This is a genomic window from Streptomyces sp. NPDC018031, from assembly GCF_044327625.1.
Classification (GTDB): domain Bacteria; phylum Actinomycetota; class Actinomycetes; order Streptomycetales; family Streptomycetaceae; genus Streptomyces.
The window spans coordinates 124,999-144,768 of sequence record NZ_JBIRFT010000004.1; the positions used below are offsets into that span (position 1 = coordinate 124,999).

Annotated in this window: 18 protein-coding genes; 6 read left to right on the forward strand and 12 right to left on the reverse strand. The window is 75.4% G+C overall.

The features are described from left to right. Nucleotides 1-36 precede the first annotated feature (36 nt). Nucleotides 37-249: a hypothetical protein gene (locus ACH4B3_RS12875; protein WP_398462848.1), complete on the forward strand. Its 213-nt coding sequence runs from the start codon at nt 37-39 to the stop codon at nt 247-249. Nucleotides 250-471: 222 nt separating this feature from the next. Here the strand turns inward: ACH4B3_RS12875 and ACH4B3_RS12880 are convergent, their stop codons facing one another. Further along, nucleotides 472-1,755: an adenylosuccinate synthase gene (locus ACH4B3_RS12880; protein ID WP_398462849.1), complete on the reverse strand. Its 1,284-nt coding sequence runs from the start codon at nt 1,753-1,755 to the stop codon at nt 472-474. 154 nt (nt 1,756-1,909) lie between these two features. On the opposite strand from ACH4B3_RS12880, the gene ACH4B3_RS12885 reads away from it, so the two are divergent. Further along, nucleotides 1,910-3,277, forward strand: coding sequence for a diacylglycerol kinase family protein (locus ACH4B3_RS12885; protein WP_398462850.1), 1,368 nt, complete (start codon nt 1,910-1,912; stop codon nt 3,275-3,277). 212 nt (nt 3,278-3,489) lie between these two features. Here the strand turns inward: ACH4B3_RS12885 and ACH4B3_RS12890 are convergent, their stop codons facing one another. Then, entirely contained in the window at nt 3,490-4,038 is a 549-nt protein-coding gene (locus ACH4B3_RS12890) for a GbsR/MarR family transcriptional regulator (protein ID WP_398462851.1), read from the reverse strand. An 89-nt stretch (nt 4,039-4,127) separates the two neighbouring features. Here ACH4B3_RS12890 and ACH4B3_RS12895 point away from each other — a divergent pair, with 89 nt between their 5' ends. Beyond that, nucleotides 4,128-5,144 carry an ATP-binding cassette domain-containing protein gene (locus ACH4B3_RS12895; protein WP_398462852.1) on the forward strand — a complete coding sequence of 339 codons (1,017 nt, stop codon included), beginning with the start codon at nt 4,128-4,130 and terminating at the stop codon, nt 5,142-5,144. Then, entirely contained in the window at nt 5,141-6,796 is a 1,656-nt protein-coding gene (locus ACH4B3_RS12900; protein ID WP_398462853.1) for an ABC transporter permease, read from the forward strand. The genes ACH4B3_RS12895 and ACH4B3_RS12900 overlap by 4 nt, the downstream gene beginning before the upstream one ends. A 192-nt stretch (nt 6,797-6,988) precedes the next feature. Here ACH4B3_RS12900 and ACH4B3_RS12905 read toward each other — a convergent pair whose 3' ends face one another. After that, nucleotides 6,989-7,456: a winged helix-turn-helix transcriptional regulator gene (locus tag ACH4B3_RS12905; protein WP_398462854.1), complete on the reverse strand. Its 468-nt coding sequence runs from the start codon at nt 7,454-7,456 to the stop codon at nt 6,989-6,991. Between the two features lie 97 nt (nt 7,457-7,553). Between ACH4B3_RS12905 and ACH4B3_RS12910 the strand changes: the two genes are divergently transcribed. Next, a complete protein-coding gene (locus ACH4B3_RS12910; protein ID WP_398462855.1) occupies nt 7,554-8,213 on the forward strand; it encodes an NADPH-dependent F420 reductase in 660 nt (219 codons plus the stop codon). A gap of 402 nt (nt 8,214-8,615) precedes the next feature. Here ACH4B3_RS12910 and ACH4B3_RS12915 read toward each other — a convergent pair whose 3' ends face one another. Next, nucleotides 8,616-9,482, reverse strand: a complete 867-nt coding sequence (locus ACH4B3_RS12915; protein ID WP_398462856.1) for a LysR family transcriptional regulator — start codon at nt 9,480-9,482, stop codon at nt 8,616-8,618. Nucleotides 9,483-9,604: 122 nt separating this feature from the next. On the opposite strand from ACH4B3_RS12915, the gene ACH4B3_RS12920 reads away from it, so the two are divergent. Then, on the forward strand, nt 9,605-10,204 hold the full coding sequence (locus ACH4B3_RS12920) for a short chain dehydrogenase (protein ID WP_398462857.1): 600 nt from the start codon (nt 9,605-9,607) through the stop codon (nt 10,202-10,204). 601 nt (nt 10,205-10,805) lie between these two features. Here the strand turns inward: ACH4B3_RS12920 and ACH4B3_RS12925 are convergent. The 8 genes from ACH4B3_RS12925 to pyrE form a co-directional block, all read right to left on the reverse strand. Beyond that, nucleotides 10,806-12,020, reverse strand: coding sequence for a cytochrome P450 (locus tag ACH4B3_RS12925; protein ID WP_398462858.1), 1,215 nt, complete (start codon nt 12,018-12,020; stop codon nt 10,806-10,808). Further along, entirely contained in the window at nt 12,017-12,952 is a 936-nt protein-coding gene (locus ACH4B3_RS12930; RefSeq protein WP_398463163.1) for an alpha/beta hydrolase family protein, read from the reverse strand. The genes ACH4B3_RS12925 and ACH4B3_RS12930 overlap by 4 nt, the downstream gene beginning before the upstream one ends. Nucleotides 12,953-13,071: 119 nt before the next feature. Beyond that, the gene (gene kynU / locus ACH4B3_RS12935) at nt 13,072-14,472 is read right to left on the reverse strand and encodes a kynureninase (RefSeq protein WP_398462859.1); all 1,401 of its coding nucleotides are present in this window, start codon (nt 14,470-14,472) and stop codon (nt 13,072-13,074) included. After that, the gene (locus ACH4B3_RS12940) at nt 14,465-15,325 is read right to left on the reverse strand and encodes a tryptophan 2,3-dioxygenase family protein (RefSeq protein ID WP_398462860.1); all 861 of its coding nucleotides are present in this window, start codon (nt 15,323-15,325) and stop codon (nt 14,465-14,467) included. Before ACH4B3_RS12940 ends, kynU begins: the two co-directional genes overlap by 8 nt. A gap of 205 nt (nt 15,326-15,530) precedes the next feature. After that, nucleotides 15,531-15,944 (reverse strand): DUF3151 domain-containing protein, encoded by a 414-nt coding sequence (locus tag ACH4B3_RS12945; RefSeq protein WP_398462861.1) that lies wholly within the window; start codon nt 15,942-15,944, stop codon nt 15,531-15,533. Between the two features lie 146 nt (nt 15,945-16,090). Further along, nucleotides 16,091-17,707 carry a DHA2 family efflux MFS transporter permease subunit gene (locus tag ACH4B3_RS12950; protein ID WP_398462862.1) on the reverse strand — a complete coding sequence of 539 codons (1,617 nt, stop codon included), beginning with the start codon at nt 17,705-17,707 and terminating at the stop codon, nt 16,091-16,093. A 273-nt stretch (nt 17,708-17,980) separates the two neighbouring features. Next, nucleotides 17,981-19,003, reverse strand: coding sequence for a class II fructose-bisphosphate aldolase (fbaA, locus tag ACH4B3_RS12955; RefSeq protein ID WP_398462863.1), 1,023 nt, complete (start codon nt 19,001-19,003; stop codon nt 17,981-17,983). 218 nt (nt 19,004-19,221) lie between these two features. Next, nucleotides 19,222-19,761, reverse strand: a complete 540-nt coding sequence (pyrE, locus tag ACH4B3_RS12960) for an orotate phosphoribosyltransferase (protein ID WP_398462864.1) — start codon at nt 19,759-19,761, stop codon at nt 19,222-19,224. Nucleotides 19,762-19,770 lie beyond the last annotated feature (9 nt).

Here is a 19,770-nt window from a genome sequence, read left to right on the forward strand (position 1 = left end):
GGCAGCGCCCAACTCCGCATCCTTAACGTCCCGTTCATGCAGCAGACGGCAGGGAGCGATGAGCCGCGAGCCATACGGCCTCGTCCGCTCAAGACGAACACGATCAGCGCCGAACGCACGGCGCGGGCCTGGCGGGCGATCCTCGACCACTTCGACGCGTGCCTGATGTGCCGGACCACGGCCCGGGGGTGCGAGGTGGCGCGCGCCCTGTTGCAGGTCCATCGCGACGCGCGGGCCCGACAGCGCTGAAGCGCCGTGCACCCGCCCCGGAACCCCCGTCCCGGCCGGACCGGAGCCCTGGCAGGTCGAGCCCTGCCGGAACGGGTGCACGTACACCACCGCACGGGGAAGGCCCCCGCGCGGATCCACCGGCGGGTGCGGCGCACCGGACGGCACGGGCCTCGGCCGCGCGATCGCACGGCCGAGGCCCGGTTACCGCCACCGGTGCGGACGCCGCACGGCGTCACCGGCTCACAGGAACGAGTTGATCTCGATCGTCTCGGTCCGGCCCGGGCCGACGCCGATCGCCGAGATCGGCGCCCCGGACATCTCCTCCAGCGCCTTCACATAGCCCTGCGCGTTCTTCGGCAGGTCGGCGAAGGTCTTCGCCTTGCTGATGTCCTCGGACCAGCCCGGCAGCATCTCGTAGACCGGCTTCGCGTGGTGGAAGTCGGTCTGGCTGTAGGGCAGCTCCTCGACCCGCTTGCCGTCGATCTCGTAGGCGACGCACACCGGGATCTGCTCCCAGCCGGTGAGCACGTCCAGCTTGGTGAGGAAGAAGTCGGTGAGGCCGTTGACCCGGGTCGCGTAGCGGGCGATGACCGCGTCGAACCAGCCGCAGCGCCGGTCCCGGCCGGTGGTGACCCCGCGCTCGTGGCCGATGGTGCGGAGCTTCTCGCCGTCGTCGTCGAACAGCTCGGTCGGGAACGGGCCCGCGCCGACCCGCGTGGTGTACGCCTTGAGGATGCCGATGACGCGGCTGATCTTCGTCGGCCCCACGCCGGCCCCGGTGCAGGCGCCGCCCGCGGTCGGGTTGGAGGAGGTGACGAAGGGGTACGTGCCGTGGTCCACGTCGAGCAGGGTCCCCTGGCCGCCCTCGAAGAGGACGACCTTGCCCTCGTCGATGGCGTTGTTCAGCACCAGGGTGGTGTCGCAGACGAACGGGCGGAGCTTGTCCGCGTAGCCCAGCAGTTCCTCGACGACCTGCTCGGCGGCGATGGCGCGCCGGTTGTAGAGCTTGGCGAGAATCTGGTTCTTGAAATCGAGGGCCGCCTCCACCTTCTGCTGGAGGATCGACTCGTCGAAGATGTCCTGGACGCGGATGCCGACCCGGTTGATCTTGTCGGCGTACGTCGGGCCGATGCCGCGCCCGGTGGTGCCGATCTTCCGCTTGCCGAGGAAGCGTTCCGTCACCTTGTCGAGGGTGGTGTGATACGGCGTGATCAGATGCGCGTTACCGCTGAGCAGCAGTTTGGAGGTGTCGACGCCGCGCTCGTTGAGTCCGCTCAGCTCGGAGAGCAGGACCGCCGGGTCGACGACGACGCCGTTTCCGATGACCGGAGTGCACTCCGGGCTGAGGATTCCGGAAGGGAGGAGGTGGAGCGCGTACTTCTGGTCACCGACGACCACCGTGTGGCCGGCGTTGTTGCCGCCCTGGTAGCGCACCACGTAGTCCACGGAGCCACCGAGCAGGTCGGTGGCCTTTCCCTTGCCCTCATCACCCCACTGAGCACCGAGCAGCACAAGTGCGGGCACAGGCGTACACCCCTTCCGGGCGGGGCATGTCCAACGTGCGTGGTGGCGTGTTCCACCACAAGAGCCGTCGAACCGGTGCCCCGGATAGACGAAGCCCCTGGCGCAACAGCGACAGGGGCTCTTGCACCGAGAGATTACCTGAGGAAGGACCGAGGTGTCGGCTCCAGACCCCGCCGGAGATTCTCCCCTGGACGCCCGGGGGCGCCCGCTGCTCGTGATCATCGACCCGGCCGCGCGCCGTACGGACGGCGAATCCGTACGCATCGCCAGGGACGTCCTCTGCGCGGGTGCGCAGGCCAAGATCTGCCTCCCGGAGGGCCCCGAGGAGGTCGCCCGGGCGCTCGCCCGACGGGGCTCCCGCCGTCCGGTGGTGGTCGGTGACGACCAGGCCCTGCTGCACGTCGTGCGGCTCCTCCAGCAGCGCCGGGAGCTGGCCGAGGCGGCCCTTTCGGTGGTGCCGGTGGGGAGCGCGGCGGCCGTCGCGCTGGCCCGCTCGCTGGGTGTGCCGACCGGCGCGGTGGCCGCCGCCCGCACCGCGCTGGACGGGCGCGCGCAACGGCTCGACCTGCTGCTGGACGACAGCGGCGGGGTGGTCCTGGGCGGGCTGCGCATCCCCTCGACCAGCGTCGGCGGAGCGTACGGCGGATACGAGGAGTACCAGCCGTTCGGTCGTCCGCCGGGCACTCCGGACGGCCTGGCGCCGTCCGGGGCAGGCCGGGACGCTGCCGCCGCCGCGGCCGGGTGCGGCCCGTCCGGCACCGCGGTCCCGGACGGGCCGGACGGGCCGGAAGCCGGGGCCGGCCCGCCCGGGACGGGCGGACCGGCCGGTCCGGCGACGCCCGCCGGAGCGGCGGAGGGCCGGCACGGTGCCGGGGCCGCCCGGGGACCCTCCGGCACCTCCGGCGGCGGAAGCGGTGAACTCACCGGCGACCGGACCGGCGCCGCGGCGGGCGCGCCCGTGGCCGGCCCGGCCGTGGACCCCGGCGGCCCCGCCCCGGACGGCGGCGAGCGCCACCGGCCGGGGCAACGGCCGGGCGAACGGCCGCCGGGGGACCCGCCCGCGGGCGGCGCACCGCACCAGGACACCGCGGCGCTGCGCCCGGCCCGGGTACCGCACCAGGCGAAGCACCAGTCCTGGTGGACCCCGGCGGCGCGCACCGCCCGGTCCGCGCTCGCGCTGCTCACCGGCCCGGTGCCGGGCCTCGGCGGCACCACCCGCCGCCGGGCCCCGCTGCCCGCGCAGCGGCTGCGGGTGGAGGCGGACGGGGTGCTCCTCGCCGACCTGGACCAGCCGGTGGAACGGGTGTCGGTGTCGGCCCCCGGCGCCGGGCTGGCGGAGGTCGAGGTGCTCGCGCTGGGCGCGTCCGCCCCGGTGCGCGCCCGCGCCCGTGCGGTGACGGTCTCCGGCCCGGACTTCCGCTACCACGCGGACACGCTCGTCGGCGGCCCGGTGCGCACCCGCACCTGGACCGTGCTGGCCGACGCGTGGAGCCTGCTGCTGCCGCACGGCGAGCCCGGCTGACGGGCCTCCCGGACGGCGCGCCCGGGGCGCCCGGGGGGGGCCGGGCGTCCGGGACAACGGGGCACCCCGCGCGCCGGAGCACCCGGGCCGCCCGGATCAGCCACGCGCCGGGGAAGCTGTGCACGGGGGTCAGCCGCGCGGACCGCGCCGGCTGCGCACGGCCCGGGGAGGCCGTGCGGGCGCGGCGTGCCGCATCGTTTCTCCGCGGTCGGTCAACGGGCTCGGCCGGCGTCCTCCGCCTCACGCCGGGCGGCCTGGAGCACGCGCCAGCGGTCCAGCATGTCCTGCACCTCGCCCTGGACGAACTCGAAGAACTCGGCCGTCTCGGCCACCCGCCGGCCCGCCGGGGTGCGCGGGCCGAGGATCTTGGCACCCTCCCGCAGGGTGTTCTCCCAGCGGGTCAGCAGCTGGTCCCGGCGGGTGAAGGTCTCGTACCAGAGCTCGTTGTGCAGCCGGTAGCGGTCCCGGCGGGAGCCCGGCTCGCGCTCCCGGCCGACCATGTCGACCTGGGAGAGGTACCGGACCGCCCCGGAGACCGCCGCGGGGCTGATCTGGAGCTGCAGCGCGAGTTCGGCGGAGGTCAGACTGGCCGAGTCGGAGACGAGCAGCGCGGCGAAGACCCGCGCCGCCATCCGTTGCATCCCCGCGTCCGTGAGTTCTCCCGCGAAGCGTTCGACGAAGCGCGCCACCGCGGCGTCGTCCCGCTCCGGCTCCGCGGTCGTCAGTCCCTCGGCCTCGGCCGCCCTGATCGCATCCGTCACCTGCTACGTCCTCTCCGGTGCTCCCGACCTCCGATTTTAAATGCTTCCCTAACTTCACAAAGTTGCGAAACAAGCGTAGCTTCTGAATCATGACGACGGCAATCACCGTGTCCGGCCTCCACAAGTCCTTCGGCCGGACCCATGCGCTGGACGGTCTCGACCTGAGCGTGGAACACGGGGAGGTGCACGGCTTCCTCGGCCCGAACGGGGCGGGCAAATCCACGACCATCCGGGTTCTGCTGGGCCTGATCCGGGCCGACGGTGGTACCGCCAGAGTCCTGGACGCGGACCCGTGGCACGACGCGGTCGCCCTGCACCAGCGCCTCGCCTACGTCCCCGGCGACGTCACCCTGTGGCGCAACCTCAGCGGGGGCGAGGTCATCGACCTCTACGGGCGGCTGCGCGGCGGGCTGAACCGGGACCGGCGCGCGGAGCTGCTGGAGCGGTTCGAGCTGGACCCGACGAAGAAGGGCCGCGCGTACTCCAAGGGCAACCGGCAGAAGGTCGCCCTGGTGGCCGCCTTCGCCTCCGAGGTCGATCTGCTGATCCTGGACGAGCCGACCTCCGGTCTGGACCCGCTCATGGAGGAGGTGTTCCAGGGCTGCGTCGCCGAGGCGCGCGAACAGGGCCGCACGGTGCTGCTCTCCAGCCATGTGCTCAGCGAGGTCGAGGCGCTCTGCGACCGGGTCAGCATCATTCGCCGGGGCCGGACGGTGGAGACCGGTTCGCTCGCCGACCTGCGTCATCTGACCCGCACCTCGGTGACGGCCGAGCTGGCCGGCCCGCCGGACGGCCTGTCCACCCTTCCCGGGGTCCACGACTTCGACGTCGAGGAATCCCAGAGCTCGCAGAGCGGCGCCTGGGGGCGCGTCCGGCTCCAGGTGGAGACCGACAAGCTGGACCCGGTGCTGCGGCGGCTCGCCGAGACCGGCGTGCGCGGCCTGACCAGCCGGCCGCCCACCCTGGAGGAGCTGTTCCTCCGGCACTACCAAGACAACACCGACGACACCGACGACACCGACCACGCCGCCGACGCCGACCACGCCGCCGGCGGCAAGACCGCCGGCAAGGGCACCCGCGCCGGGGAAGAGGCGGGCGCGCGATGACCGCGATCGCGGACGCACCGGTCGGCACCGCCCCGGCCGCCGGTTCGCCCCGCCACTTCGCGGGCACCGGCACGCTGCTCCGGCTCGCGCTCCGCCGCGACCGGGTGATGCTGCCGGTCTGGGTGCTGATGCTGGGCCTCTCCACCGCCAGCACCACGAGCCGGATCGACGCGCTCTACAGCACCGCGGCCAAGCGGGCCGACCTGGTCAGGGACACCAACGGCGCGGGCTCCACCCGGGCGCTGTTCGGGCCGGCCTTCGACAGTTCGCTGGGCGCGCTCACCGTGTGGCGCACCGCCGGTTTCCTCACCGTGGCCGCCGCCATCCTCAGTGTGCTGCTGGTGGTCCGGCACACCCGTGAGGAGGAGGAGACCGGCCGTCAGGAGGCGCTGGCCTCGGGGATGGTGGGCCGCCGCGCGGGTCTCACCTCGGCCCTGATCACCATCGCCATCGCCAACGCCGGTCTCACCGTGCTGACCACGGGCAGTCTCGCGGGCGAGGGCGGCGCGGGCGCGCTGGCGTTCGGGCTGGCCGTGGGGCTCATCGGCATGGTCTTCGGCGGGATCGCCGCCATCGCCGCCCAGCTGACCGAGAACGCGCGGCTGGCCAGGGGAATGGCCTTCGGCGCGCTCGGTGCCGCCTTCGTCCTGCGGATGGCGGGCGACGCGGCCGAGGACGCCACCGAGGGATCGGGCCACTTCCTGGTGTGGCTGTCGCCGCTGGGCTGGGCGGAGGCGGTGCGGCCGTTCGCCGACGAGCGGTGGTGGGCGCTGGGTCTGCTCGCGGTGGCCGCCGCCGCGCTGGTCACGGTGGCCTACACCCTGGTGGCCCGCCGCGACATCGGCACCGGATTCTGGCCGTCCCGGCCCGGTCCGGCCGCCGCCGGGCCCGCGCTCAGCGGGGTGTACGGGCTGGCCTGGCGGCTGCAGCGGGGCTCGCTGATCGGCTGGGCGGTCGGGTTCGCCTTCTCCGGCGTGATCCTGGGCAGCATCACGGACGGCGCCGACGACATCATCGGGGACAGCGAGCGGGCCCGGGAGATCTTCGAGCGGATGGGCGGTCAGGAAGGGCTCGCCGACGCCTTCCTCGCCGCCATGGTCAGCAGTCTCGGCCTGGCCGCGGCGGTGTACACGGCGAGTTCGGTGCTGCGGCTGCGCGGCGAGGAGACCGACCAGCGGGCCGAGCCGCTGCTGGCCAACGCGGTCGGCCGGCTGCGCTGGGCGGGCAGCCACCTGGTGATCGCCTACCTCGGCCCGGCCGTGGTGCTGGCCGTGGGGGGCCTGGCGCTGGGCATCGGCTACGGTGCCGCCGCCGGGGACGTCGCCGGCGAGCTGCCGCCCGCGGTCGGCGCCGCGCTGGCGCAGCTGCCCGCGGTCTGGGTGCTCACCGGGGTGGCGGTCTTCATCTACGGTCTGCTGCCCCAGCTGACGTCGCTCACCTGGGGGATCGTCGGCGCGGTCGTCGCGCTGGGCTGGATCGGCCCGTCGGTGGACGTCCCGCAGCCGGTGATGAACTGCTCGCCGTTCGGGCATCTGCCGAAGCTGCCGGGCGGGGACGTCTCGCCGACCCCGCTGCTGTGGCTGACGGCCCTGTCGGCGGTGCTGCTGGTGGCGGGGCTGATGGGGCTGCGGCGCCGTGACATGACGTCCTGACCTCGCGTCGGCCGGCCCCCGGAGCGCCCGGGGGCCCGGCCGACGCGCTCGCGACTCCCCCGCGCCACCGCTGCCCGGCCCCGGCCTCCCGTCCATGCCTCCGGGGAAGCCGGGGCCCGGTCGTGCGGGTCCGGTGCGCGGAGCCCGGGCCGGGCCGCCCGGGTGGTGTTCGGGCCCGCCCCGCGCGGCCGGCTACCGGAGCGGGTCCGAGCCGGGCGGGGCGAACCGCTCCTGCGCCGCCAGCACGGCGTCGGCGTGGTCCGCGGCCCAGGCCCCGAGCGCGCGGATCGGGGCGAGCAGGGCGGTACCGGCGGCGGTGAGGGTGTAGTCGACACGCGGGGGCGCCTCCGCGTAACGGCGGCGTTCCACCAGGCCGTTGTACTCCAGCCGCCGCAGGGTCTCGTTGAGCACCTTGGGGCTGATCTGGCCGATGCGGGCCAGCAGGGCGCGCGGCCGCGCCGGGCCCTCCTCGCCGAGGACGAAGACGACCACGCTGTCCCAGCGGTTGGCCAGCACCTCGAAGGCGATCCGGGCCCGGCAGTCCGCCGCGAACGGATCGCCGCCCATGTCGGCGGGCCGGGCCCCGCCCGGCCCGGTGCCGTCCGCCGCTGCCTCGTCCGGCCATGTCTCGTCCGGCCCGGTCTCGTCCGCTGCTGCCACCCCTCGATCATGCACCGGCCGATGGACACCCGGTGGTGTGCATCGGTTCGCCTAGCGTGCCGCCGACGGCATCCGACGACACGGCAGGAGCAGGACGATGCGCATAGGCATTCTCGGTACGGGCGCCATGGCGGCGGCGCTGGGCGGGGCCTGGGTACGGGCCGGACACCAGGTCGTGGTCGGCGGCCGGGACACCGCCGCGGCCGCCGCGACGGCCGCGCGGACCGGCGCCGCCGGCCACGGCGACCTGGCCGAAGCGGCCCGGCACGGCGAGGCCGTGCTGGTCGCCGTACCCGCTGACACCGCGCCCCGGCTGGCCGGCGAACTGGCCCCGGAGCTCGCCGGGCGGGTCCTGCTCGACTGCACGGTCCCGATGGTGCCCGGCGCGGACGGCCCGGCGCTCGGCACGACCGGCGGTACGGACTCGGTCGCCGCCCGCATCGCGGCCGCCGTGCCGGACGCGGGCGTCGCCAAGGTGTTCGGCATCTGCCACGAGAGCATCTGGACCCTCCCCCGCCCGGCCTTCGAGGGTGCCCGGCTGGCGGTGCCGTTCTGCGCCGACTCCGCACGGACCGCGGCCCTGGTGACCGAGCTCGTCACCTCGATGGGCTGCGACCCGATGCCCTGCGGCGGGACGGACCGTGCGGCGCTGCTGGAGGCGACCGCGGTCTTCGCCGTCGGCGTGTGGTGGTCCGGCGGCGAGGCCCGCCACGCCTTCCCGGCACCGGCCCTGGCTCCCGGCGCCGTGGACGACTAGGCCCGGCCGGTGCGAACGGGCCGGCCGGTGCGAATCAGCCCGGCCGGTGAACCGGAGGCCCGGAGGCCGGGGCCCGGAAGCCGGGCGCGGGCCGGGGCCCGTGTGCGGGCCGGGGACACCCGGTACGGCCGCGGCCCGAGGGCCCGGAGACGGGTGCGGCCGGAGGCCGAGGGCCCGGAGGCCGGGGGCCCGGAGGCCGGGGGCCCGGAAGCCGGGCGCGGGCCGGGGCCCTTGTGCGGGCCGGGGACAACCGGTGCGGCCGGAAGCCGAGGGCCCGGAGACGGGTGCGTCTCCGACAGCCGCTGGGACCCGGCGGCCCGGAGTCCGGGTGCCGCGGTCCCGGCACGGGACCGCCGGGCACCGGCCGGTGTCCGGGCCGGGCCACCTCACCGGGCCTGCCGGTCAGGCGCTCACCACCTCGCGGACCGCCGCGCTGAACTCCTCGGTCCGCGGATGCGTGGGATGGACGGGGCGGGCCAGGTAGACGGTGGTCGCGGGGGCGTCGGCAACGGGGACGAAGCGGACACCCGGGTGGCCGTGGCTCTCCGCCGTACCCGCCGCCCCGAGGCCGAACGCGCCGCCGGTGGCGATGAGGTTCAGCCACTCGTCCACGTTCCGCACCTCGACCGTCCGGGCCGGGCGCCGCTCCGGGGGCCACAGGTCCGGGGAGGCGGTGCCGGTGTCCGGCCACAGCGCCAGCGGCAGGCCCGGGTCGGCGGTGAGCTCGGCCAGCAGCACACTGGCCCGGCCGGCGAGCGGGTGGTCGTCGGGCAGCGCGGCGACCCGGTCCTCCGTGTAGAGGGCCTCGGTGCGGATGCGCGGATCGGCGGGCACGGTGCGGAGCACCGCGACATCAGTGTCGCCGGTGGCCAGGCCCGCCGTGCTGTTGTCCGACCGCACCACTTCGAGCGGGGTGTGCGGGTGGGTACGGCGCCAGGAGCGCAGCAGCGGGACGGTCTGCTGCCCGAGCACCGCGCAGGTGTAGCCGAGCCGCAGCGGGCGGGAGACCGCCCGGGTGTCGGCCAGCGCGGCGTCCAGGTGGGAGAGGATCGCCCGCCCGTGCCCGAGCAGGGTCGTTCCGGCGGGCGTGAGGGCGAGACGGCGGGAGGAGCGGTCCACCAGCCGGACCCCGACGCGCGCCTCCAGCTGGGCGAGCGTGCGGGACAGGGCGGGCTGCGTCATGTGCAGCCGGGCCGCCGCGGCGGTGACGGTGCCCGCCTCGGCCACCGCGTCGAGGGCCCGGAGGTGGCGCAGTTCCACATCATCCATGCCCACTGAGCATAGTCCCTGCCCAGACGGCATTTCCGGACCCTCCCGCCGGCTTCGTAGCGTCGGAGGCGCCCGGGGACCTCCCCGGGATTCGGTCCCGGCAGGTGATGGACGGTGGGGTTGTGAGGATTCTTCTGATCGGCGCGGGCGGCACCCTGGGCGGCGCGGTGCGTCAGGCGCTGGCGGCGCGCGGGCACGAGGTGATCGGAGTGGGCCGCTCCGGCGGCGACCTGGTGGCGGACGTCAGCGACCCGGCGGCGGTGGCCCGGCTGTACGCGGCGGCCGGCCCGCTGGACGCGGTGGCGGTCGCGGCGGGCGACGCGGTGTTCCGGCCGCTGGGCGAACTGACCGCCGACGACATCGCGGCGACCTTCCGCGGCAAGGCGCTGAGCCAGCTGGAGCTGGTCCGCCAGGGCTCCCGGCACATCTCCCCGACCGGCTCGTTCACGCTGGTCAGCGGCGTCCTCACGGAGGAGCCGATCGTGGCCGGGGCGGCCGCGTCGGCGGCGAACGGCGCGGTCGAGGCCTTCGTGCGTGCCGCGGCGATCGAACTGCCTCCGCAGCGGATCAACGCGGTGAGCCCGGCGGTGGCCGAGGAGTCCCTGCCCGCGTACGGGCCGTTCTTCGCCGGCATGGAGGCGGTCCCGGCGGCGCGGGTGGCGACCGCGTACGTCCGCTCGGTCGAGGGCGCGCAGACGGGGCAGGTCTACCGGGTCCGCTGACCCCGCGGGCGGCGGCCGGGCCGCTGGGTGGTCCGCGCCGACCCGTGGCCGGGCGCAGGCCGTTCCGTCATCCACAGCCTGTGGATGACGGAACGGCGGCTCCGGACGCGCCCCACCGGAGCGGCCCGGCGGCACACCCCCGGACGACGTCGCACCCGGTGCCGCCGACCCGGCGCGTCCCCGGACGACGCAGGCCACCCCGTCCACCTGGCCCCGGCCCGGCGTGCCCGCCGCACGTCACCGCCCCGGTGACCCTCGCCCCGGCAGGGCACACACCCGGGCGGCGCGGGCCCGCGCCGCGCACGACACCTCGCCCGGCAGACCGGCCCGCGACGGCAGCACGCGCCGCGGGTCGAGGACCGGTGCGAAGCCGGGCAGGCGGGGCGGGCCCGGTGCCCCCGCCCGCCACGGCACACGCCCCGGACGACGCATCTCACCCTCGCCCGGCCGCCCGGCCCCGGCACGGCACGCCCGGACGAACCTCTCCCGCGGCCACCCGGCCCCGGCGACGGCACGCACACACGCGCGCGGGCCGCCGGCCGGTACTCCGGGACCCGCGCGAAGCGGCCGGGCGTGGCGGGGGCGGTCCCGGGCCGGTGGGTCAGACCTCGACCAGCAGCTCGCGCAGGCCGCGGATCACATAGCCGGGGCGCCACTCCGGCTCCCGGACCAGGCGCAGACCGGGCGCGCGCCGCAGCAGCGCGCCGAAGGACGCGGCGAGTTCGATACGGGCGAGCGGCGCGCCCAGGCAGTAGTGGATGCCCGCGCCGAACGACAGGTGCGGGTTGTCCGCGCGGGACAGGTCCAGGACGTCCGGCCGGTCGAAGCGGGCCGGATCGCGGTTCGCCGAGCCGAACAGCAGCGCCACCTCGCTGCCCCGCGGGATGACCGTCCCGCCGACCTCGATGTCGTCCAGCACCCAGCGCTCGAACAGTTGCAGCGGCGTGTCGAAGCGGAGCAGTTCCTCGATGGCGGACGGCAGCAGCTCCCGCGGCCGGTCCCGCAGCGCGGCCAGCTGCCCGGGGTGGCGGAAGAGGGTCCACCAGCCGTTGCCGGTGGTGTTGACCGTCGCCTCGTGCCCGGCGTTGAGCAGCAGTACGCAGGTGGAGACCATCTCCTGCTCGGAGAGCCGGTCCTCCTCGTCGTGCGCCTCGATCAGCGCGCTGATCAGGTCGTCGCCCGGGTTCCCGCGACGGGCGGCGATCAGCTCGCGCAGATACGCGGAGAACTCGACCGAGGCGGTGACCGCCCGGCGCGCCGCCTCATCGCCCGGGTTCAGTTCGTACATCCCGCAGATGTCCGCGGACCAGGGGCGCAACAGGGGCCGGTCGGCCTCCGGAATGCCGAGCATCTCCGCGATGACGGCGACCGGCAGCGGTTCCGCCACGGTCGCGATCAGATCGCCGCCGCCGTCCGCGATCAGCTCCTCCACCAGTTCGTCCGCCATCCGCTGGACGGTCGGGGTGAGGTCCTCCACGGTGCGCGGGGTGAACGCCTTGGAGACCAGGCGGCGGATGCGGGTGTGGTCGGGCGCTTCCAGATCGAGCAGCCCGCTGTCGTTGAGGACGTGGAACGGCGCGTGTTCCGCGGGCGGCGGGGTGCGGCCGAACTCCTCGTGGGTGAACCGGTGCAGATAGGTGCGGCCCAGCCGGCGGTCGCGGAGCAGGGCGCTCACATCGGCGTGACGCGGGATCAGCCACTGGTCGGTGTCGGCGAAATGGTGGGCCCGCCCCGCTTCGCGCAGCTCCGCGTACACCGGGTACGGGTCGGCGACGAAGGACGGGTTCCACGGGTCGAACGCGGCCACGGTGCTCATGCCTCCGGAGCGTAATCGGCCCCGGCCGCCGCGGACCGGCCCGGCGGCGCGTGCCGGAGCGCGTCGAGCAGTTCGCGGAACGGACCGGTGCCGGGGGTCAGCGGCGCGAAGTGGCCGACGCCGTCGAGTTCCCGGAGCACCGGCAGCGGCCCGGGGGCACCGGCGCCGGGTGCCGCGCCGGGGCGGCCGGTTCCCGGGCGCGGCGCGGCCGCCAGGGCCCGCGCGGCCGCCACGTAGCGGCGGGACAGCTCGACCGGGACGTCCGGGTCGGCGGTGCCGTGCAGGATGGTGACCGGGGTGGGGGCGGGCAGCAGCCGCACCGGGTCGGTCCGCGGCAGCAGCTCCGCCACCCGGTCCGGTCCGCCGAGCAGTTCGGCGACGGCGCCGCCGCTCAGCCCCAGCTCATGGGCGCGGGCCAGGTCGGCGACCGGGGCGACGGCCACCACCCGGTCGGCGGCGGCGGCCGTCCACAGGGCCAGGTGTCCGCCCGCCGAGTGGCCGGCCACCACCAGGGGACGGCCGGCCGCGGCCGGGTGCCGCCGGACGGCGGACCGTACCGCGGCGATGTCCTCGAAGGTCTCCGGCCAGCCCCCGGCGCCGCCGGCCCGCCGGTACTCGGCGAGCGCCACCGGGAGGCCGGCCGCGGCCAGCGCGGCCGCGCACGGCGTGAGGTAGGAGCGGTCGTACGCCTGCCGCCAGAACCCTCCGTGCAGCAGCAGCACCATCGGCGCGGGGCCCGCGCCGCCGGCCGGGCCGGCGCCACGCGCCGGGTCCGCGCCGTCCACCGGGTCCGGCCGGCCGCCGCCCGCCCCCGGGGCGGGCAGGTACAGGTCGACGATCTGGTCCGGGTGGCCGCCGTAGGCGACGGTCGCGTCGGGCGGTGCCGACGCGAGCCCGAAGACGGCCTCCTCCTCGGCCGCCGCGGCGGCCACCGCTGCGGCGGCCGGGGCGGTGGCCGGGGCCGGACCGCCGGGCGATCCGCCCGGTACCGGTACCGGTGCCGGTGCGGATCCCGGCACCCGGGCGGCGTCCTCGGGCTCGCGTCGAGCGGTCACCGCGGACCGGCCTCCGTACCGGCGGGGCCGCCGTCGCCGGCCGGAGCGCCGTCACCGGCCGGGCCGACCGCGGAGACCGGGCCGCCGGAGCCCGCCGCGGCGTCGCCGGGCCCGTCCGGGCCGAGGTCCCGGAGCACCTCGGCCAGCACCCGCGCCGCCCGCTCCACGTCGGCGAAGCCGGTGTAGAGCGGGGTGAAGCCGAACCGCAGCACGTCCGGGCGGCGGAAGTCGCCGACCACGCCGCGCCGGATCAGCTCGGCCATCACCGGTCCGGCCGGCTCCGACGCGCAGCGCAGGGACACCTGGCTGCCGCGTTCGGCGTGCGCCCGCGGCGTCACCGTCTCCACCCGCCCCGGCGGCACGTACGCGGCGACGCAGCGCAGGAAGAAGTCGGTCAGCGCCAGGCTCTTGGCGCGTACCGTCCCGATCCCGATGCCGTCCCACGCGTCGAGCGCCGCCTCCAGGGCGAGCAGCGAGAGGATGTCCGGCGTGCCGACCCGGCCCCGGACCGCCCCGGCGGCGGGGGCGTAGGCCGACGCCATGCCGAACGGGTCGGCGTGGGAGTTCCAGCCGGGCAGCGGGGAGTCGAACCGCGGCTGGAGGGCACCGGCCACGTACAGGTACGCGGGCGAGCCGGGCCCGCCGTTGAGGTACTTGTACGTGCAGCCGACCGCGAAGTCCACGCCGTGCTCGTCCAGCCCCACCGGGAGCGCGCCCGCGCTGTGGCACAGGTCCCACACCACGCGCGCGCCCGCCGCGTGCACGGCGGCGGTGACCCCGGGGAGGTCGTGCAGCCGGCCGGTCCGGTAGTCGACGTGGTTGACCAGCGCCACGGCGGTGCGCGGGCCGACCGCCGTGGCGATCTCGCCGGGGGCGACCGGCCGCAGCACACAGCCGGTCATCCGGGCCGCCGACTCGGCGATGTAGCCGTCGGTGGGGAAGGTGGTGGCGTCGACCAGGATCTCGTCCCGCGCCGGGGCCCCGCCGTCCGCCGCGTCGGCCTGCGCGATGCGGACCGCGGCCACCACCGCCTTGAAGACGTTGACGCTGGTGGAGTCGGAGACGACCACCTGGCCCGGGGCCGCGCCGATCAGCGCGCCGATCCGGTCGCCGACCCGCTCCGGCGCCGTCCACCAGCCGCTCTCGTCCCAGGACCGGATGCGCATCCGGCCCCACTCGTGGCTGATGACCTCGGCCAGCCGGGGCGGGACGGAGTGCGGCAGCGCGCCCAGCGAGTTGCCGTCGAGGTAGACGGTGTCCTCGTCGAGGACGAACCGCTCCCGCACCGCGCGGAGCCCGTCCGCGGCGTCGAGTGCCGCCGCCTCGGCGGCCGGCCCGGCCGGTCGCGGTGCGGTGGCGAGGGTGGGCTGCTCGGGGATGACCTGCTTCTCAGACATGGCTGCGCGCCGTCCACAGCTCGGGGAACACGTTCTTGGTGGCGCGCTTCTCCAACCACGCGACACCCGCGGAACCACCGGTTCCGGACTTGGCGCCCATGGCCCGGCGCGTGGCGACCAGATGGTCGTTGCGCCAGCGCCAGACCAGCTCGGCGACCTCGGTCAGCGCCTCACCCAGGCGGATCAGGTCGCTCTCGTCGGCCCGTGCCTCGGTGTAGACCTCCTGCCAGACCCGCTCCACCGCCGGGTCGGGCTCGTACCGCAGACTCCGGTCACGCTCCAAGACGGTGTCCGGGACGGCGCGGCCCCGCCGGGCGAGGAAGGCGAGCACCTCGTCGTACAGGCTGGGTTCGGTGAGGGCCTTCTCCAGCTCGGCGTGGACCCGCGGCGTGCCCCGGTGCGGGACGAGCATGGACGCGGACTTCTCGCCGAGCAGGAACTCCATCCGGCGGTACATCGCGGACTGGAACCCGGAGCCCTCGCCGAGCGCCGAGCGGTAGGCGTTGAACTGGCCGGGGGTGAGATGGGCCAGCGGCTTCCACGAGGCGTTGAGCGACTCCAGCTCGTAGGTGGAGCGCTTGAGCGCCGCCATCGCGGTCGGCAGGTCGTCCTGGCGCAGCGCCTGCGCGGCGGTCCGCCATTCGTGGACGATGACGGTGAACCACAGCTCCATCACCTGCGTGGTGACGAGGAAGACCATCTCACCAGGGTCTTCCGACAGCGGGTGCTGGAGGTGAGTGAGGACGTCCGCCTGGACGTAGTCCTCGTAGGGGGTCGAGCCCTGGAAATCGAGATTCGGGGTCTCCGGCTCGTTTCCGTGCTGGGCGTCGGGCGCATCGTGATGCAGCGACATCACTGTCTCCTCGTACTGCGTGCTCCCGGGTAGCGGTCCGCCCCTTCCTCTCGGCATCGGAGCCCCGGTCCCCTCAGAGCCCCGAGGTCACTCGGGGCTCTGAGCGCATCATCCGTGTCGCCACGGGGGTACGGCAAGGGCCCGCCCGGGCGACCTGCGCGACGGACGGGCCCGCCCGGCTCCCACGACCGCCGGGAGGCCGCCGTCAGGAGAGGGTGTCCGCCGCGGTGGGCGAGCTGTCCCGCAGGAACGTGGAGCAGCGCTCGTACTCCTCCTGCTCGCCGATCGCCTGGGCGGCCCGGGCCAGCGCGTGCAGCGCCCGCAGGAAGCCGCGGTTCGGCTCGTGCTCGAACGGCACCGGCCCGTGGCCCTTCCAGCCGTTCCGGCGCAGCGCGTCCAGCCCCCGGTGGTAGCCGGTACGGGCGTACGCGTAGGACTCGACCACCCGCCCGGCCTCGAACGCCTCGTCGGCGAGCTGGGCCCAGGCCAGCGAGGAGGCCGGGTACTTCGCGGCGACCTCGGTGGGGGCCGCGCCGGATGCGAGCAGCTCCCGCGGCTCCGGGTCGTCGGGCAGGTGGGTCGGGGGCGGGCCCCCGAGCAGGTTCTCGTGAATGGACATGGGTCCAGTCTGCCGGACGGCGCGGGCGCGTGACCGGGGCGCGATCACCGGCCGGCGGTGCCCGGTCGCCGGTCACCGGGCCCGGGACGCCTGGCCCCGCCGGGCCGGTGGGCCGGCCGGCCGCCACCCGGCGCCGGGACGCCGGCTCACCGGCCCCCATCGCCTCCCCGGCCCTCTTCGTCTCCCCGGCCCCCTTCGCCCCGGCCCGGCCCGCCGCCCCCACCGTCCCGGCCGGACGCGCCGATGACCGCCGCCTCGTCCCCCGGGTCCAGCGGCGGGGCGGAAACCGCGCAGTGCGTACGGCACTCCGCGTGGCAGCGCGGCGGCTCACCCGGCGCGGCGGGCTCCAGCGCATCCGCCCGTACCGTCCACCAGGCGACCAGCGCGCCGAGCACCAGCAGCGCGGCGCACATCGCCATGGCCGCCCGGAACGCGTCGGTGAACCGGTCCGCCGAGCGGTAGTCGTTCGGGTCCATCCCCGCCAGCAGTGGCAGCGCGGCAACCGCGACCAGCCCGGCGGCACGGGCCGCGGCGTTGTTGATGCCGCTGGCCAGCCCGGCCCGGGCGACGTCCACCGAGGCGAGCACGGTGGCGGTGAGCGGGGCGACCAGCACCACCATGCCCAGGCCCAGCACGAGCAGCGCGGGCAGGACGTCGCGCCAGTACTCCGCGCCCTCCCCGACCCGCACCATCAGCAGCATCCCGGCCGCGCAGAGCAGCGGCCCGACGGTGAGCGGGACCCGCGGACCGATCCGGGCGCCCAGCTCGCCCGAGCGGGACGACAGCAGCAGCATCAGCACGGTGGTGGGCAGCAGCGCGGTCCCGGCGGCCAGTGCCGAGTACCCGAGCGAGATCTGGAACTGGAGCACGGAGAGGAAGAAGAAGCCGCCGAACGCCGCGTACACGCACAACGTCACCGCGTTGACGGCGGTGAACTGCCGGGAGGCGAAGATGGACAGCGGCAGCATCGGGGCGGGGGTGCTCCGCTCCCGGCGCAGGAACGCCACCCCGAGCAGCACCCCGCCCACCGCCGACCCCAGGACGGCCGGTGACGCGCCCCGGCCCGGCGCCTCGATCAGGGCGTAGGTCACCGCGCCGAGGGAGAGCGCGGCCAGCACGGCCCCGGTCACGTCGAACCGGCCGTGCGCCCGGGGATCCCGGGACTCCGGCACGTACCGCAGGGCGACGGGCACGCAGAGCGCGGCCAGCGGCACGTTGATCCAGAACACCCACCGCCAGCCCGGACCGTCCACCAGCCAGCCGCCGAGAAACGGCCCGACCGCGGCCCCGACGCCGCCGAAGCCGGACCACGCCCCGACCGCGCGGGCCCGGTCGTCCGGCTGGAAGGTCGACTGGATCAGCGCGAGGGAACCGGGGGTGAGCAGCGCGCCACCGACGCCCTGCAGGGCGCGGGCGGCGATCAGCACCCCGGCGTTCGGCGCCAGCCCGCACAGCAGCGAGGCGAGGGCGAACCACACCACCCCGACCACGAAGACCCGGCGCCGTCCGTACCGGTCGCCGAGCGCGCCACCCAGCAGGATCAGCCCGGCCAGGGTGAGCATGTAGGCGTTCACGGTCCACTGGAGCACCGCCAGGTCGGCGCCGAGGTCGGCACCGATGCGGGGCAGCGCCACATTGACGACCGTGCTGTCCAGCAGCGCCATGCTGGAGCCGAGCACCGTGGTGAACAGCACCCAGCGGCCGGTGTGGGTGGCGAGCCGGACGGCACCGGGCGCGGCGGCCGCCGGCACGGACTCGGTCATACCCCCGATCGTCCCCGCCCTCCGACCGTCCGGCCACCGCGGGACCGACGCACCGGGCGCCGCCACCGGCCCGGCCGCACCGACGCCACCACGGGTCCCACCGCACCCGGGCGGGCATGGCGAAGACCCGGGCGGGCATGGCGCCGTGCCGGGCACGGAACGGCGAGGACCCGGGGGCATGGCGAAGGCCCGGCACCCCGTCCCGCCCAGGGACGTGCTGCCGGGCCCGTCGCGACCACCGGTGGGCCCGGGCGGATCGGCCCGGGCAGCCGGCTACTTCAGCTTGGTGCCGGTGGAGCGCAGATCGGCGCAGGCCTTGGTGACCCGCTCGGCCATGCTCTTCTCGGCCGCCTTGCCCCAGGTGCGCGGGTCGTAGGTCTTCTTGTTGCCGACCTCGCCGTCGACCTTGAGCACCCCGTCGTAGTTGCGGAACATGTGGTCCGCCACCGGGCGGGTGAAGGCGTACTGGGTGTCGGTGTCCAGGTTCATCTTCACCACGCCGTTCTCCAGCGCGGTGCGGATCTCCTCCTCGGTGGAGCCGGAGCCGCCGTGGAAGACGAAGTCGAACGGGTCGGCCTTGCCGTGCTTGGCCGCGACGCCGTCCTGGAGCTCCCGGAGCAGTTCGGGGCGGAGCACGACGTTGCCCGGCTTGTAGACGCCGTGGACATTGCCGAAGGAGGCGGCCAGCAGGTAGCGGCCCTTCTCGCCCAGCCCCAGGGCCTCGGCGGTGCGCTCGGCGTCGGCGACGGTGGTGTACAGCTCGTCGTTGATCTCGTGCGAGACGCCGTCCTCCTCACCACCGGTCGGGGTGATCTCGACCTCCAGGATGATCCTGGCCTTGACGGCCTCGGCGAGCAGCTCCCGCGCGATGGCCAGGTTGTCGTCGAGCGTCTCGGCCGAACCGTCCCACATGTGCGACTGGAAGAGCGGCTGCCGCCCGGCCGCGACACGCTCCTGGGAGATCGCGAGCAGCGGACGCACATAGCCGTCCAGCTTGTCCTTGGGGCAGTGGTCGGTGTGGAGCGCGATGCTGACCGGGTACTTCTCGGCGACGACGTGCGCGAACTCGGCCAGCGCGACCGCACCCGAGACCATGTCCTTGCTGTACTGGCCGCCCAGGAACTCCGCGCCACCGGTGGAGATCTGGATGATGCCGTCGCTCTCGGCCTCGGCGAAGCCACGCAGGGCCGCGTGCAGGGTCTGGGTCGACGTCACGTTGATCGCCGGGTAGGCGAACTTGCCTGCCTTCGCCCGGTCAAGCATCTCGTTGTAGATCTCGGGGGATGCGATGGGCATCTGACCGCTCCTTGTGAAGTACGGGGTTCGTTCGGTGTCCCTGACCTAGGGGGGCGACGTCCTCGTCGGGGCCATCCTCCCAGACTCCTTCGCACACTCCCCACAGTGCCTCGACCACCCCACGAAAGAGGGGCGGGGCGTTTCACGTGAAACATCCCGCCCCTCGGTGAAGCACCAGCTCAGAGGACGGGCCGTGGATCCGCCGTCCCCCGTTCGGCTCAGTCCAGGCCCAGGTCGGCCAGCGAGTACCCGGTGACGTAGGCCAGCCCGGCGTCCGCGATCGCCGCCGCCGCGCCGCGGTCCACGATGGTGGCCACCGCCACCACCTCGGCGCCCGCCTCGCGGGCCGCCTCGACCGCGGTCAGCGGCGAACCGCCGGTGGTGGAGGTGTCCTCGACCACCAGCACCCGGCGGCCCTTGATGTCCGGGCCCTCGATCCGGCGCTGCATCCCGTGCGTCTTCTGCGCCTTGCGGACCACGTACGCGTCCAGCTTCCGGCCGCGCGCGGCGGCGGCGTGCAGCATCGCGGTGGCGACCGGGTCGGCGCCCAGGGTCAGCCCGCCCACCGCGTCGTAGTCGAGGTCCGCGGTCGCGTCGAGCATGACCTGCCCGACCAGCGGCGCCGCCTCGGCGTCCAGGGTGACCCGGCGCAGGTCGATGTAGTAGTCGGCCTCCCGCCCGGAGGAGAGGGTCACCTTGCCGTGGACCACGGCCTTGTCCTTGATCTGCCGCAGCAGGGCGTCACGCGCATCGCTCATGCCGACGAG